Consider the following 15,350-nt stretch of genomic DNA (forward strand, 5'->3'; position numbering starts at 1 on the left):
GGCATGCGATCGGTCATCGTGCACGGACCCCGACAGGTGAGCGTCGACGTCGTCCCCGACCCGGTGCTGCCCGACGCCGGCGGCGCGGTCGTGGCCGTGGAGGCCGCCGCGATCTGCGGGTCCGACCTGCACTTCTACGACGGCGACCTGCCCTTCTTCCCCGTGGCCGTCGGGCACGAGGTGGTGGGCCGTGTGGTGGAGGTCGGTGCCGACGTGCGTCGCTTCCGCGTGGGCGACCGGGTGCTCGTGGCCTCGGTGGCCGGCTGCGGCGCGTGCGTGGGCTGCGCCACCGGCGACCCCGTGACGTGCCTTCAGGGCGCCCAGGTGTTCGGCTCGGGGCTGCTCGGCGGCGGCCAGAGCGAGCTGCTCGCCGTGCCCGCCGCCGACTTCCAGCTGCTCGCCGTGCCCGAGGGGATCGACGACGACGCCGCCCTGCTGCTCACCGACAACCTCGGTACCGGGTGGGCCGGCGCCCAGCGCGCCGACATCCCGCCCGGCGGCACCGTCGTCGTGCTCGGTCTCGGGGCGGTGGGGCAGTGCGCGGTGCGGGCCGCGCTCCTGCAGGGCGCCGGCCGCGTGCTCGCCGTCGACCCCGTCGCGGGTCGGCGCGACCGCGCCGCCGCGTCCGGTGCGGAGCCCCTCGTCGTGGGCGAGGAGGGCCTGGCCGAGGCCGTGAAGGCGCTCACCGGCGGCCGCGGCGCCGACTCCGTGATCGACGCCGTCGCCACCGACTCCTCCCTCGACGACGCACTCGCGGCGGTGCGCGCCGGCGGCACCGTGTCGGTCATCGGCGTGCACGACCTCGCCCCCTACCCGCTCCCGGTCCTGATGGGGGTCTTCCGCAGCCTCACCCTGCGCATGACCACCGCCCCGTTGCATCGCACGTGGGCGCAGCTGGTGCCGCTCGTGCAGCACGGTCGCCTCCACACCGGCGACCTGATCACCCACCGCTTCGCCCTCGACGACGCCGCGGCCGCCTACGCCGCCGTCGCCTCCCGCAGCGCCGAGGTGCTCAAGGTCCGCCTCGACGTCGCGGGGTCCGGCGCCTGAGCCGGGCCGGAGCCGTTCCAGGGGCCGGTGTCGGGCCCCGTCGGGTGAGCGCGCGGCCCGGAGGGCGTGACAGGCTCGAGGTGTGACGCAGCGCAGCGCGGTGGTGGTCGGCTCGGGACCCAACGGGCTGTCGGCGGCGGTGGCGCTGGCGCAGGCGGGGCTGCGCGTCACGGTGCTGGAGGCGGCCGAGGAGATCGGGGGCGGCACCCGCACGGCCGAGCTCACCCTGCCCGGCATCCGCCACGACATCTGCTCCGCGGTGCACCCGCTCGGCATCGCCTCCCCGTTCCTGGCCTCCCTGCCGCTGGCCGAGCACGGTCTGGAGTGGCGCCACCCCGAGATCGCCCTGGCGCATCCCCTCGACGACGGCTCGGCCGCCCTGCTGCACCGCGATCTGGAGCAGACCTGCGCCGGCCTGGGCGAGGACGGCGCCGCGTGGCGCCGCAGCTTCGCGCCGCTGCTGCCCGGGGTCGACGACCTGCTCGACGAGGTGCTGCGCCCGCTGGTGCACGTGCCCCGCCATCCGGTGCGCCTGGCCCGCTTCGGACTGCGCGCCGGCCTGCCCGCCACCTGGTTCGCCCGCCGCTTCCGCACCCCGGCGGCACGCGCCCTGTTCGCCGGCTCGGCCGCCCACTCCTACACCCCGCTCACCGCCCCCGCCTCGGCGGCGGTGGGGGTGATGCTCACCCTCGCCGGCCACGCCTCGGGGTGGCCGGTCGCCGCGGGCGGGTCGGCCGCGATCACCCGTGCCCTCGCCTCCCTGCTCGAGAGCCTGGGCGGAGAGATCCACACGGGCGTGCGCGTCACGTCGATGGCGCAGCTGCCGCCCGCCGACGTCGTCCTGCTCGACCTCACCCCCACCGCCGCGCTGGAGCTGCTCGACGACCGCCTCCCCGCCGGTCCGGCGCGGGCCTACCGCCGCTGGCGCTACGGCCCGGCCGCCTTCAAGCTCGACCTGGTCGTGCGCGGCGGGGTGCCGTGGACGGCGCCGCAGGTGCGGCGCGCCGGCACCGTGCACGTCGGCGGCACGCTGGAGCAGATCGCTGCGGCGGAGGCGTCGGTGGCGGCGGGGCGGATGCCCCCCGACCCGTTCGTGCTCGTGGCCCAGCAGGCCGTCGCCGACCCCCTGCGACTGGGGGAGGACCCGGACCTGCAGCCGGTGTGGGTCTACGGCCACGTGCCCCACGCCCACGCCGAGGACGCCACCGACGCCGTGCTCGACCAGGTCGAACGCTTCGCCCCGGGCCTGCGCGCGCGCATCGTCGCCACCGCCACCCACACCCCGGCCGACTACGCCGCCCACAACGCCAACTACCGCGGCGGCGACATCGCCGGCGGCGCCAACGACCTGGTGCAGCTGGTCGCCCGTCCGCGGCTGCGGGACCCGTACGCCACCGGCGTGGACGGGGTCTACCTCTGCTCCTCCTCCACCCCGCCCGGCGCCGGCGTGCACGGCATGTGCGGCCTGCGCGCGGCCCGCCGGGCGCTGGCCGGGCTCGGGGCCTGACCGTCCGACCGCCGCCCGAGGAAAACTCTGGACAGGGTGTCTTGACGCGAGTCATTTCCAGGTCGTCCAATGGTGCGGTGACCGCTGTGACCCCCGCCACCCCCGAGACCACCGCCCCGCCCACCGGGTTCGACACCGTCATCCGACGCGGCCGCTGGTTCGACGGCGCCGGCTCGCCGTCGGCGATCCGCGACCTGGGCATCATCGACGGCGTGGTCACCGCCATCAGCGAGGACCCGCTCCCGGTCGCCGAGCACACCGAGGTCATCGACGCCGAGGGCGCGTGGGTCATGCCGGGCATGGTCGACATCCACACCCACTACGACGTCGAGGTGCTGGAGGGCCCCGGCCTGGCGGAGTCGGTGCGCCACGGCGTCACCACGATCTTCCTCGGCTCCTGCTCGCTGTCCACCGTGCACGTCGACCCCGTCGACGCCGGCGACCTGTTCGGCCGTGTCGAGGCCATCCCGCGCCAGCACGTGATCGACGCCGTCGGGCGCCACAAGTCCTGGCGCGACGCCCGCGGCTACGTCGCCGCCCTCGAGCGGCTGCCGCTGGGCCCCCACCTCGCGGCGTTCCTCGGCCACTCCGACATGCGCACCGCCACGATGGGCCTGGACCGCGCCACCCGCGACGAGGTGCGCCCCACCCCGGTGGAGCAGGCCCGCATGGAGCAGATGCTCACCGAGGCGCTGGACGCCGGGTTCATCGGCATGTCCTCCCAGCAGCTGCTCTTCGACAAGCTGGACGGCGAGGTCTGCCGTTCCCGCACCCTGCCCTCGACCTACGCCAAGGCCCGCGAGCTGCGCCGCCTCAACGCGATCCTGCGCACGCGCGGCCGCGTGCTGCAGTCCGGTCCCGATATCACCAACCCCGGCAACATCCTGTCCCAGGTGCTGTCCTCGGCGGCGGTGGGCCGCAAGCAGCTCAAGGTCAGCCTGCTCTCGGCCGCCGACATCAAGGCCAACCCCGCCGTCATCCGGATCATGGGCCCGCTCGCGGCGATGGCCAACAAGCTCGGCGGCGACTTCCGCTGGCAGCACCTGCCGGTGCCGTTCGAGGTCTACGCCGACGGCATCGACCTGGTGATCTTCGAGGAGTTCGGCTCCGGCGCCGCCGCCCTGCACCTGGCCGACCAGGTGGCCCGCAACGAGCTGCTGCGCGATGAGTCCTACCGCCGCACGTTCCGCAAGGACTACGACGCCAAGTTCGGTCCGCGCGTGTGGCACCGCGACTTCTTCGACGCCGAGATCGTGGAGTGCCCCGACGCCGCGCTGATCGGCAAGTCCTTCGGCCAGGTGGGCAAGGAGCGCGGCGGGCTGCACCCCGTGGACGCCTTCCTCGACCTCGTGCTCGAGCACGGCACCGACCTGCGCTGGCGCACCACGATCTCCAACCACCGTCCCGAGATGCTGAAGAGGATGGCGGCCGAGCCGGCCATCCAGATGGGCTTCTCTGACGCGGGCGCCCACCTGCGCAACATGGCCTTCTACAACATGGGGCTGCGGCTGCTGCGCCACGTGCACGACGCCGCGCAGGCCGGTCGCCCCTTCCTGTCCCTGGAGCAGGCCGTGCACCGCCTCACCGGCGAGCTCGCCGACTGGTACGACCTCGACGCCGGCCACCTGCGCATCGGCTCCCGCGCCGACGTCGTGATCGTCGACCCCGCCGCGCTGGACGACCGGCTCGACGAGTACCACGAGTCGCGGGTGGAGCAGTACGGCGGCCTGTCGCGGATGGTCAACCGCAACGAAGCCGCCGTGCGCGCCGTGCTCATCTCCGGTCGCACGGTGGTGGAGAACGGTGAGCCCACCGAGCTGCTGGGCCGCGAGCGCACCGGGGTGTTCCTGCGCGCCGGCCGGCCGACGCCGCCCGTCACCGCCGAGGCCCGTCGCAGCGTCGCCGACCGCTGAGCCCCGCCCCGCGGCCGAGGGCGTGGAAAAGTGCACCGCCCCCGGGGGGACCGGGGGCGGCAGGGGCGGCGCGGCGTCGTCAGGAGCGGACGACGACGCGCCGGATCGGGGGAGTCCCCGGGTGATCAGCCCGAGAACGTGGCCGTGTCGATGACCGCGCGGTAGCGCACGTCGCCGGCGACGATCTTGTCGTAGTAGGCGTCGACGTCGTCGGCGCCGATGACCTCCACGGTGGCGGTGATGCCGTGCTCGGCGCAGAAGTCGAGCATCTCCTGGGTCTCCGGCAGACCGCCCACGAGCGAGCCGACCATCTGGCGGCGGAACCCGATGAGCGAGAACGCGCCGAAGGAGAGCTGGTCGCTGGGGGCGCCGACGTTGATCATCACCCCGCCGCGGTCGAGGGTGGCGAGGTGGCCGTTGAGGTCGATGCCGTCGCCGACGGTGTTGAGCAGCAGGTCGTAGGAGTTGGCCTTGGCCCGCAGCGCGCCCTTCTCGGCGGTGGCGACGTGGTCGGTGGCGCCCATCGCGAGGCCGTCGGCGGCCTTGGAGTCGGTGCGGCTGAACACGGTGACGCGGGCGCCCATGGCGGCGGCGATCTTCACCCCGACGTGGCCCAGGCCGCCCAGGCCGATGACGCCCACCCGGGTGCCGGGGCCGACGTTGAAGCGCTTGAGCGGGGAGTAGGTGGTGATGCCCGCGCACAGCAGCGGGGTGACGGCGGCCAGCTGGTCGTCGCTGAACGCGTCGGGGATGCGCACCACGAAGTGGTCGCGCACCACGATCTGGCCGCTGTAGCCGCCCTGGGTGCGCTCGCCGTCGTAGCCGGTGGCGGCGTAGGTGCCGACGACGCCGCGCTCGCAGAACTGCTCCTCGCCGTCCTTGCAGGCCGCGCACTCCAGGCAGGCGTCGACGAAGCAGCCCACGCCGACGCGGTCGCCCACGGCGTGGCGGGTGACCTCGGAGCCGACCTCGACGACCTCGCCGACGATCTCGTGGCCCGGGGTGATCGGGTAGGTGGTGCGGCCCCACTCCTGGCGCACCTGGTGGATGTCGGAGTGGCAGATGCCGGCGTAGCGGATGGCGATGCGCACGTCGTCGGGGCGCAGGTCGCGGCGGGTCAGCTCGATGCGCTCGAAGGGGGCGCCGGCGGACGGCACGGACAGCGCGGGGACGAGGGTGGGCACGGGTGTCCTCCTGGGACGGCTCGAGGGACGGGTTCGACAGACCATCAAGGTCGTTGACACCGGCAATCATTCCCCGGGCCGCGCCCGGCTTAGACCACCCGCGGGTGAGGGATGGTTCACGCGACCGACCGGGAATAGGGGGCCCCGCTAGGTTCGGATGGTGACGCACTACGACGTGGTGATCCTCGGCGCCGGCTCCGGCAACTCGATCGTGCACCGGGGCTACGCCGGCCTGCGGGTGGCGATCGTCGAGCCCGGCCCCTGGGGCGGCACCTGCCTGAACCGGGGCTGCATCCCGAGCAAGATGTTCGTGGTGCCGGCCGACCTCGCCCGCGCCGCCGCCGACGACGGTGCCCGGCTGGACCTGCTCACCCACGTCGACGGCGTCGACTGGCCGGGGCTGCACGGGCGCGTCTTCGCCCGCACCGACGACGTCGCGGCCCAGGGCCTGCGGTTCCGCGAGGAGCAGCCGCACGTGGACGTGCTGCGCGGGCGGGGCCGGTTCCTCGGACCGGGCCGGCTGCGCATCGACCTGCTCGACGGCACGGCGCGGGAGGTCACCGCCGCGCACGTCGTCATCGCCACCGGCTCGCACCCGGTCGTGCCCGACCTGCCCGGCCTGGCCGGGTCCGGCTACGACACCAGCGACGACCTGCGCCACCTCACCGCGCTGCCCGCCCGGCTCGCGATCCTCGGCGGCGGCTACGTCGGCACCGAGTTCGCCCACGTCTTCGCCTCCCTCGGGCGGGCCGCCGGCCGGCCCGACCCGGTGGTGCAGCTCGAGCGGGGTCCGGTGCTGCTCGGCGCGCAGGACGAGGAGATCGCGCGCCGCTTCACGGCGCAGGCCCGGCAGCAGTGGGACGTGCGCACCGACGCCGCCCTGGAGCGGGTCACGCGCGACGCCGACGGCCTGCACCTGCACCTGGCCGGGGGCGAGGAGCTCGTGGTGGACCGACTCCTCGTCGCGGTGGGCCGGCGCCCCACCACCGACGACCTCGGGCTCGAGCACGTCGGGGTGGAGGTGGACGACGCGGGGCGCGTGGTCGTGGACGAGCACCAGCGCACCACCGCCGCCGGGGTCTGGGCGCTGGGCGACGCCTCCAGCCCCGAGCCGCTCAAGCACGTCGCCAACCAGGACGCCCGCGTGGTCGCCCACAACATCCTGCACCCCGACGACCTCCGCGTCTCCGACCACCGCTTCGTGCCCCAGGCGGTGTTCAGCAGCCCGCAGGTGGCCGCCGTCGGGCTCACCGAGGCGCAGGCCCGCGACCGCGGGATCGACGCCGCCGTCACCGTGCGCGAGTACGCCGGCACGGCCTACGGCTGGGCGCAGCACCACGACGACGCCGGCTGGTGCGTGAAGCTGCTCGCCGACCGGGCCACCGGCCGGCTCGTGGGCGCCCACCTGATCGGACCCATGGCCGCCACCCTGATCCAGCCGCTCATCCAGGCGATGAGCTTCGACCAGCCCGTGGCGGGCCTGGCCCGCGGCCAGTACTGGATCCACCCCGCGCCCACCGAGGTGGTCGAGAACGCGCTGCTCGACCTCGCCCGCGAGCTGGCCCCGCCCCGGTGAGCCGTCGGGCTGCGATGATGGGCGGGTGAGTGCCCAGCCCCTCCCGCGGCCCGGCGTGCTGATCGCCGACCTGCTGGAACGGATCGCGACCCACGGCCCCACCGGCCTGGCCGACGCCGTCAGCGGCACGCTCACCTCCCTGCTCGGCGCCGCCGAGGTGGCGATCCACCTGGTCACCTACGAGGAGACCGAGCTGGTGCCGGTGGGCTCGATCGAGTCGGCCCGACGCCGTCGTCCGGTGGCGGTGGCCGGCACCGAGGCCGGCCGCGCCTACATCGGCGGGGTCGGGGTCACCGACGCCGCGCACCCCTGCACCCGCTGGGAGCCGATCACCTACGCCGGCGAGCGGCTGGGCGTGCTGTTCGTGCGGCTGCCCGAGGGCGGCGTGATCGACGCCGACCTCGCCGCGGTGCTGCGCGGGGTGGCACCCGCGGTGGCCCAGGCCCTCGCCGCCGCCCGCCCGCTGCGCGACGACCTCGAGCTCGCACGGCGCTCCCAGGAGATGGCCTCGGCGGCGGAGCTGCTGCAGGCGGTGCTGCCCCCGGCCGCCCTCACCACCGCCCGGTTCAGCCTGGCCGCGCTCGTCGAGCCGGTCTACTCCGCGGGCGGCGACGCCTACGACCACGCCGTCGACGCCGACGTCCTGCACCTGGGCGTGCTCGACGCCATGGGCCACGGCTACGGCGCCGCCCACGCCTCCACCGTCGCGATCACCGCCTACCGCAGCCACCGGCGCCAGGGCTTCCACCTGCCCGAGAACGTCCGCGCCACCGACGCCCTGCTCGACACCCAGGGGTTGGGCGGCCGGTTCGTGACGGCCTGGTTCGCGGAGTTCGACGTCGCCACCGGGCGCATCGAGTGGGTCAGCGCCGGCCACCCCGGCGCCCTCGTGGTCGCCCTCGACGGCGGCGTGCGCACCCTGGAGGTCGAGCCCGTGCCGCCGCTGGGCACGGGGCTGGTGCTCACCGACCCCGACGTGGGGGTCGACTACCTCGAGCCCGGCGACCTGCTCGTGGCCTTCACCGACGGCCTCACCGAGGCCCGCGGCCTGGACGGCGACCTGCTCGGCGTCGACGGCCTGGCCGACGTGCTCGCCACCGCCGCGCGGGAGCAGCGCACCGCCACCGAGATCGTGCGCCGCGTGCGCGCCGACCTGCTCGCCCGCGAGGACGCCTGGCTCAACGACGACGCCACCGCGGTGTTCGTGCGCTGGAACGGCCCCCCGGTCTAGCGACCGCGGGCCGGCCGGGCGGCGCTCAGGACAGCCGGAGCAGGTGGAGCAGGCGTCGGGCGACCTCGCCGCCGGCCTGCTCGGCCACGGCGAGGGCGCCGGGCACGTCGAGACCGTCGAGCAGGCGGGCCAGGGCGGCGTCGACGCCGGCCTGCACCGCCTCGGCGTCGGCCGGGCCGGGGGCCGCTGCCGCGGCGAAGAGCCGCTCGAGCCGCTCCTGGGCGCGGGCCAGCCCGGCGTCGGTGTGGTCCCAGGGCTCGCCGACGGGGCGGTCGAGCAGCAGCAGGCGCAGGGCGGCGGGCGAGGCGTGCTCGAGGACGTCGTCGACCAGCACGAGGTTGCCGGTGGACTTGGCCATCTTCTCGCCGTCCAGCCGCACCTCGCCGACGTGCAGCGTCGCGGTGGTGAACGGCGCGGTGCCGGAGGCGGCCTCCGCGAGCGCGGCCTGGTAGGCGTGGTGGGGGAAGGCGAGGTCGATGCCGCCCACGAGGACGTCGACGTGGGCGCCGTGCACCGCCAGCGCCATGGCCGCGCACTCGGCGTGCCAGCCCGGGCGGCCCCAGCCCCACGGGCTCGGCCACGCTGGGTGGCCCTCGTCGGAGGGCTGCCAGACCGGCACGTCGAGCGGGTCGCGCTGGCCGGGGCGGTCGGGGGCGTCGCCGTACTCGGCGAGCCGGCGCTCGGCCTCGGCCCGCTCCAGGCCGGCGGCCGCGGGCACGCCGGTGCCGTCGAACCACACCCAGCCCTCGTGCTCGTAGGCCCGGCCGGCGGCCAGCAGGGCGGCGGCGAGGTGCTGCACGGCGTCGACGTGGTGGCGCGCGTGCGGCTCGGCGGCCGGGGTGGCCACCCGCAGTGCCCGCATGTGCTGCTCGAACCGGGCCTGCTGCAGCAGCGCCAGCTCGTCGTAGTGGTGGCCGCGCTCGCGGGCGGCGGTGGTGAGGACGTCGTCGACGTCGGTGATGTTGCGGCACACCGACGGCGTCACGCCGGTGGCGTCGAGCACCGCGGCGAGCACGTCGGCCCACACGAAGGTGCTCGCGTGGCCCAGGTGGGTGACGTCGTAGGGCGTGATGCCGCAGACGTAGAGGCGGGCCGTGCCGACCGCGGGCACCCGGGCGCCGCCGAGCACGAGGTGGCGGTGCGGCGCGGGCGCGCGTCCGGCACGCAGGCGCGGGTCGAGGATCCCGGAGGTCAGGGTGCGAGCCATGCGGTCATCCTCGCACCCCGACCTCAGGAGCGCAGCGAGGCCGCCGCACGGGCCAGGTCGGTGATCCCCGCCCAGTCGGCGGCCGCGACCAGCGGCGCGGGGGTGAGCCAGGACCCGCCCACGCAGCCCACGTTCGGCAGGGCGAGGTAGTCGGCCGCGGTGGCGGGGGTGATGCCGCCGGTCGGGCAGAACCGCGCCTGCGGCGCCACGGACCCGACCGCCCTGAGGTAGCCGGTGCCGCCGCTCAGCTCGGCGGGGAAGAACTTCATCGCCTGTTGCCCGGTCTCGAGCACCGCGAGCACCTCCGAGACGGTGGCCGTGCCGGGCAGGAACGGCGCGCCGGTGGCGTGCATCCCCGCGAGCAGGCGCGGGGTGGCGCCCGGGGAGACCAGGAAGCGGGCGCCCGCGTCGACCGCCTCCTGCGCCTGGGCGGGGGCGGTGATCGTGCCGGCGCCGACCACCACGTCGGGCACCTCGGCGCTGATCGCCGCGATCGCCTCCAGGGCCACGGGCGTGCGCAGCGTCAGCTCCACGACCGGCAGGCCGCCCGCGGCCAGCGCCCGCGCCACCGGGACGGCGTCGGCGAGCCGCTCGATCACCACGACCGGCACCACCGGCACGAGCGCGAGCGGGTCCATCGGGTCGGGCGGGGACTCAGACATGCGACACCTCGCGGTCGGTGATCGGGGCGGTGGGGACCTCGGGGAACACGCTGGCGCCGGTGTCGGCCGCACCGACGCCGGCGCGGAACATCGCGAACAGCTCGCGCCCGGTGCCGGTCCAGGCGGCGGCGTCGAGCGGGGCGCCGGTCGTCGGCCGCAGCGGCAGCTCGGCCAGGGCGACGTCGTCGGCCAGCGTCAGCACCCCGGCGTCGGCGTCGATCTCCAGCAGGTCGCCGTCGCGCACCCGCGCCAGCGGCCCGCCGGCGGCGGCCTCGGGGGTCACGTGGATGGCGGCCAGCACCTTGCCCGAGGCGCCGGACATCCGGCCGTCGGTGACGATCGCGACCCGCTGGCCGCGGTCCTGGAGCACCCCGAGCAGCGGGGTGAGCTTGTGCAGCTCGGGCATGCCGTTGGCCGCCGGGCCCTGGTAGCGCACCACGGCCACGAGGTCGCGGCCGTCGAGGTCGCCGCGCTCGAAGGCGGCGATGAGCTCGGCCTGGTCGTCGACCACGAGCGCGGGCGCGACGACGCGACGGTGCGCAGGCGCCACGGCGGAGGTCTTCACCACCGCGGTGCCGAGCGCGCCCCGCACCACCCGCATGCCGCCGTCGGGGGAGAAGGGGTCGCTCGCGGGACGCAGCACGGCGGGGTCCAGGCTCGTGGGGGTGCCCTCGCGCCAGGTGAGCGCGCCGTCGGGGCCCAGCACGGGCTCGGTGGTGTAGCGGCGCAGGCCCGGACCCGCCACCGTGGCGACGTCGTCGTGCAGCAGGCCGGCGTCGAGCAGGGTGCGCACGAGGTAGCCGATGCCGCCGGCGGCGTGGAAGTGGTTCACGTCGGCGGTGCCGTTGGGGTAGATCCGGCACAGCAGCGGGGTGACGGCCGCCAGCTCCTCCAGGTCGTCCCAGGTGAGGGCGATGCCGGCCGCCCGGGCGATCGCGGGCAGGTGCAGGGTGTGGTTGGTGGAGCCGCCGCTGGCCAGCAGCGCCACGCAGGCGTTCACGATCGTGCGCTCGTCCACCAGGTCGCCGATGCCGGGCCCGCCCTCGCGGGCCTCGCGGGCCAGCTCGACGGCGCGCGCGGCGGCGGCCCGGGTGAGCGCCTCGCGCAGCTCGGTGCCGGGGTTCACGAACGAGGAGCCCGGCAGGTGCAGGCCCATGACCTCCATGAGCAGCTGGTTGGAGTTGGCGGTGCCGTAGAAGGTGCAGGTGCCGCGGCCGTGGTAGCTGGCGGCCTCCGCGGCCAGCAGCTCCTCGCGGCCGACCATGCCCTGGGCGAACAGCTGCCGCACCCGTGCCTTCTCGGCGTTCGGCAGGCCCGAGGGCATCGGGCCGGCCGGCACGAGCACGGTGGGCAGGTGGCCGAAGGCGAGCGCGCCGATCACGAGCCCGGGCACGATCTTGTCGCAGACGCCGAGCAGCACCGCGGCGTCGAACATGTCGTGGGAGAGGGCGATCGCGGTGGACATCGCGATCACGTCGCGGCTGTACAGCGACAGCTCCATGCCCGCCCGGCCCTGGGTGACGCCGTCGCACATCGCCGGCACGCCGCCGGCCACCTGCGCGAGCCCGCCGGCCCGGATCGCGGCGGCCTTGAGCACCGGCGGGTAGTCGACGAAGGGCTGGTGGGCCGAGAGCATGTCGTTGTAGCTGGTGACGATCGCCAGGTTGGGCTTGCCGGCGCGCACCTGGCGCAGCTGGTCCTTCTGCTCCGGCTCGGCGGCGGCGAACCCGTGGGCGAGGTTGGCGCAGCCCAGCCGCGCCCGCGCCGGGGCGCCGCCGTGGCTGCGCCGGGCCTGCGCGAGCCGGTCGAGATAGGCCGCACGGGAGGCGGCGCTGCGGGCGACCAGCCGCTCGGTGACGGCGGCGACCACCGGGTGCAGCGGGACCGGGGGCCGGGTCGGGGGCTGGTGCGGGGGCTGGGCGGTCATGCGCTCTCCTGCCAGGTGCGTCGGTCGCGGGCCAGCAGCCGCTCGGCTGCGGCGGGGCCGGGCGTGCCGGCGGCGTAGCGCTGCGGGCGGTCCTCGCCGGCCTCCCAGTGGCGCAGGATCGGCTCGACCCAGGTCCAGGCGGCCTCGACCTCGTCGCGACGCATGAACAGCGTCGGGTTGCCGCGCAGCACGTCCATGAGCAGCCGCTCGTAGGCCTCGGGGCTGCGCTGGTCGAAGGTGGTGGCGTAGGAGAGGTCGAGGGAGACCGGCCGCAGCCGGATGCCGCCGGGACCGGGCTCCTTGGCGGTGAGGTGCAGTTGCATGCCCTCCTCGGGCTGCACCTGGATGTGCAGCCGGTTGGCGGCCGTCACGCCCTCGCTGTGCGGGAACATCGCGTGCGGCGGCTCCTTGAAGACCACCACGATCTCGGAGGCCTTGCGGTGCATCCGCTTGCCGGTGCGCAGGTAGAACGGCACGCCGGCCCAGCGCCAGTTGCCGACCTCCGCGCGGATCGCGACGAAGGTCTCGGTGCGGCTGCGCCGGCCCAGGTCGTGGGCGTAGGACGGCACGGCGACGCCGTCGATCTCGCCGGAGACGTACCTCCCACGCACGACGTCGCGCTGCAGGGCGGCGTCGTCGAGGGGGCGCAGGGCCTGCAGCACCTTCAGCTTCTCGTCGCGCACGGTCTCGCGCCCGACGTAGGTGGGCGGCTCCATCGCCACCAGGCACAGCAGCTGCAGCAGGTGGTTCTGCACCATGTCGCGCAGCGCGCCGGAGCGGTCGTAGTAGTCGCCGCGGGTGCCGACCCCGAGGGTCTCGGCCACAGTGATCTGCACGTGGTCGACCCACCGGCTGTTCCACAGCGGCTCGAGGAAGGTGTTGGCGAAGCGCGTCACCAGCAGGTTCTGCACGCTCTCCTTGCCGAGGTAGTGGTCGATGCGGAAGATCTGGGACTCGGTGAACACCTCGCCCACCGCGTCGTTGATGGCGCGCGCCGAGGCCAGGTCGCGCCCGATCGGCTTCTCCAGCACCACCCGGCAGTGCTCGTCGACGACGTCGATCTCGGCGAGTCGGCGGCAGGTGGGGCCGAAGAGGTGGGGGGCGACGGCGAGGTAGAACATCCGCACGCGCGGACCGGGGGTGGGGGTGTCCTTGAGCAGGGCGTGCAGCAGGTGCCAGTCCTCGGGGGTCTCGGCGTCGAGCAGCAGGTGGTGGATGCGGCCGCACATCCGGGCGACGGCGTCGGGGTCGGCGTCGGGCACGTGCTGGGCGATCGCCTCGCGCACGCAGCGGCGGTAGCCGGCGTCGTCGATCTCGGAGCGCGAGACCCCGATGATCCGGGTGCCGGGGGCGAGCTGGTGCTCGGCCTCGCGGTGGTAGAGGGCCGGGATGAGCTTGCGGAGCGCGAGGTCGCCGGTGCCGCCGAAGACGACGACGTCGGCGACGGGCAGATCGGTGGCCAGCTCGACGGTGGGCAGGGTCACGAGGTCGAGGATGACATGTTTTGGATCGATCCAACAGGGTCTTATGCACTTTTCAGACAGAAGTAGCGACTAGGGTCGAGGCGTGCCCGACACCGCCGGCGACCTCCTCGCCCTCCTGCGCAGCGGCCGGGCCCGCACCCGCGCCGACCTCGTGCGGCTCACCGGCTTGTCCCGCACCGCCGTGCTGGCCCGCCTCGACGCGCTCGCCGACGCCGGCCTGGTCGCGGTCGGCGACGAGCTGGCCTCCACGGGCGGTCGCCGTCCGCTGGGGCTGCACCTGGTGGCCGGAGCCGGGGTCGTGCTCGCCGCGGCCGTGGGCCGCTCGCGCAGCCAGGTCGCCGTGGTGGACCTCGCCGGCACCACCCTGGCCGCCGACTCCCGCGACCACGAGGTGGGCGCCGGCCCCGAGGTCGTGATGGCCTCGGTGGCGCAGCGGTTCGAGGCGCTGCTCGCCTCCCCGGGGGGCGCCGCCGGCCCGCCGGTGCTGGCCGTCGGGCTCAGCCTGCCGGGGCCGGTCGACACCGCGCGCGGCAGCAGCCGCGACTCGCCCGTCATGACCGGGTGGGACGGCGTCCCCCTGGCCCCCTTCCTCGCCGACCTGCCGGGGGTGGCCGGGGCGCCGCTGGTGATCGGCAACGACGCCGACGTGCTGGCCGCCGCCGAGCAGCTGGCGCGTCCCGACCTGGCCGAGGCGCTGGTGGTCAAGGCCTCCACCGGCCTGGGCCTCGGGCTCGTCGTCGGCGGTCGCCGGGTGCCCGGAGTGCTCGGCGCGGCGGGCGAGATCGGGCACGTGCCGGTGCCCGAGGCGGCCGGGCGCCGTTGTCGCTGCGGCCGCGACGGCTGTCTCGAGGCCGTCGCCGGCGGCTGGGCGCTCGTGGCCGAGCGCGAGGACGTCGCGCACGTGCGCGACCTGGTCGCCCTCGCCCTGGCCGGGGAGGAGCGGGCCCGCGACGCCCTCGCCCGCAGCGCCCGGCTGCTCGGCGAGGTCCTCGCCACCGCCGTCACGCTGCTCAACCCCGCGGCCGTGGTGCTCGGGGGCGACATGGCCGCCGCCTACGACCTCTACGCCGACGGCGTCGGCGCCGCCCTCGCCGCCCGCGGCACCGCCCTGGCCACCCGCGACCTGCAGGTGCTGCCGGCCGCCCACGGCGACCGGGCCGGGCTGGTCGGCTGCGCCGCCCTCGCCCTCGACCACGCCCTCGCCCCCCGCGCGGTCGACGCGCTGCTCCGGCAGCGTGTGGCCGGCCGAGGCGCCGCGCGGGCTGCCGAGGAATCGTCAGGTACCTGAGGATTCTTCGACGGCGCCGGCCCGACCTGGCCGCCCCGATCTCATGGACCCGGGTCGGGGGCGTAGGTGTGGACGACGGCGAGGGTGCGCCAGCCGAGGGCGGTGTAGAGCGCGCGACCCTCGGGGGTGGCGACGAGCAGGCCCCGGCTGGCGCCGGCGCCGCGACCCCAGGCCACCAGGGCGCTCACCACGGCCGCGCCGAGCCCCCGACGACGATGGGCGCGGGCGGTGACGATCGAGTCGAGCACCACGGCGTCGCCGATCAGAGCGGCCCGCCCGGACGCCGCGGGCGCGCCGTCGAGCTCCACCTGCGCGGCGACG

The 15,350-nt window shown here is 75.7% G+C and carries 12 protein-coding genes; 6 read left to right on the forward strand and 6 right to left on the reverse strand.

Going from position 1 to position 15,350, the window contains the following annotated elements; translation table 11 throughout:
- Positions 1-3 precede the first annotated feature (3 nt).
- The 3 genes from ACERUJ_RS08145 to ACERUJ_RS08155 all read left to right on the forward strand — a co-directional run bounded on the left by ACERUJ_RS08145 (position 4) and on the right by ACERUJ_RS08155 (position 4,470).
- Complete coding sequence (locus ACERUJ_RS08145) at positions 4-1,050, forward strand: alcohol dehydrogenase catalytic domain-containing protein (RefSeq protein ID WP_370248007.1); 1,047 nt, start codon at positions 4-6, stop codon at positions 1,048-1,050.
- An 82-nt stretch (positions 1,051-1,132) separates the two neighbouring features.
- Positions 1,133-2,557 (forward strand): phytoene desaturase family protein, encoded by a 1,425-nt coding sequence (locus tag ACERUJ_RS08150; protein ID WP_370248008.1) that lies wholly within the window; start codon positions 1,133-1,135, stop codon positions 2,555-2,557.
- Positions 2,558-2,634: 77 nt separating this feature from the next.
- On the forward strand, positions 2,635-4,470 hold the full coding sequence (locus tag ACERUJ_RS08155; protein ID WP_370248009.1) for an amidohydrolase family protein: 1,836 nt from the start codon (positions 2,635-2,637) through the stop codon (positions 4,468-4,470).
- Between the two features lie 125 nt (positions 4,471-4,595).
- On the opposite strand, the gene ACERUJ_RS08160 is transcribed toward ACERUJ_RS08155, so the two are convergent.
- Positions 4,596-5,654: an NAD(P)-dependent alcohol dehydrogenase gene (locus ACERUJ_RS08160; protein WP_370248010.1), complete on the reverse strand. Its 1,059-nt coding sequence runs from the start codon at positions 5,652-5,654 to the stop codon at positions 4,596-4,598.
- 160 nt (positions 5,655-5,814) lie between these two features.
- Here ACERUJ_RS08160 and ACERUJ_RS08165 point away from each other — a divergent pair, with 160 nt between their 5' ends.
- Positions 5,815-7,230: a mycothione reductase gene (locus ACERUJ_RS08165; protein WP_370248011.1), complete on the forward strand. Its 1,416-nt coding sequence runs from the start codon at positions 5,815-5,817 to the stop codon at positions 7,228-7,230.
- 25 nt (positions 7,231-7,255) lie between these two features.
- Complete coding sequence (locus ACERUJ_RS08170; protein ID WP_370248012.1) at positions 7,256-8,461, forward strand: PP2C family protein-serine/threonine phosphatase; 1,206 nt, start codon at positions 7,256-7,258, stop codon at positions 8,459-8,461.
- 25 nt (positions 8,462-8,486) lie between these two features.
- Here ACERUJ_RS08170 and ACERUJ_RS08175 read toward each other — a convergent pair whose 3' ends face one another.
- The 4 genes from ACERUJ_RS08175 to zwf are packed head-to-tail and all read right to left on the reverse strand — an operon-like array spanning position 8,487 to position 13,741.
- Entirely contained in the window at positions 8,487-9,668 is a 1,182-nt protein-coding gene (locus tag ACERUJ_RS08175; protein WP_370248014.1) for a class I tRNA ligase family protein, read from the reverse strand.
- A gap of 23 nt (positions 9,669-9,691) precedes the next feature.
- A complete protein-coding gene (gene eda / locus ACERUJ_RS08180; RefSeq protein WP_370248015.1) occupies positions 9,692-10,330 on the reverse strand; it encodes a bifunctional 4-hydroxy-2-oxoglutarate aldolase/2-dehydro-3-deoxy-phosphogluconate aldolase in 639 nt (212 codons plus the stop codon).
- Positions 10,323-12,209: a phosphogluconate dehydratase gene (gene edd, locus ACERUJ_RS08185; RefSeq protein ID WP_370248019.1), complete on the reverse strand. Its 1,887-nt coding sequence runs from the start codon at positions 12,207-12,209 to the stop codon at positions 10,323-10,325. The genes eda and edd overlap by 8 nt, the downstream gene beginning before the upstream one ends.
- Before the next feature lie 44 nt (positions 12,210-12,253).
- Positions 12,254-13,741: a glucose-6-phosphate dehydrogenase gene (gene zwf, locus ACERUJ_RS08190; RefSeq protein WP_370248016.1), complete on the reverse strand. Its 1,488-nt coding sequence runs from the start codon at positions 13,739-13,741 to the stop codon at positions 12,254-12,256.
- 82 nt (positions 13,742-13,823) lie between these two features.
- Between zwf and ACERUJ_RS08195 the strand changes: the two genes are divergently transcribed.
- Positions 13,824-15,029 carry an ROK family protein gene (locus tag ACERUJ_RS08195; RefSeq protein ID WP_370248017.1) on the forward strand — a complete coding sequence of 402 codons (1,206 nt, stop codon included), beginning with the start codon at positions 13,824-13,826 and terminating at the stop codon, positions 15,027-15,029.
- A gap of 41 nt (positions 15,030-15,070) precedes the next feature.
- On the opposite strand, the gene ACERUJ_RS08200 is transcribed toward ACERUJ_RS08195, so the two are convergent.
- Positions 15,071-15,350: GNAT family N-acetyltransferase (locus tag ACERUJ_RS08200; RefSeq protein WP_370248018.1), on the reverse strand; the 280-nt coding region annotated here is incomplete at its 5' end.

Source organism: Nocardioides sp. (assembly GCF_964228225.1).
Classification (GTDB): Bacteria; Actinomycetota; Actinomycetes; order Propionibacteriales; family Nocardioidaceae; genus Nocardioides.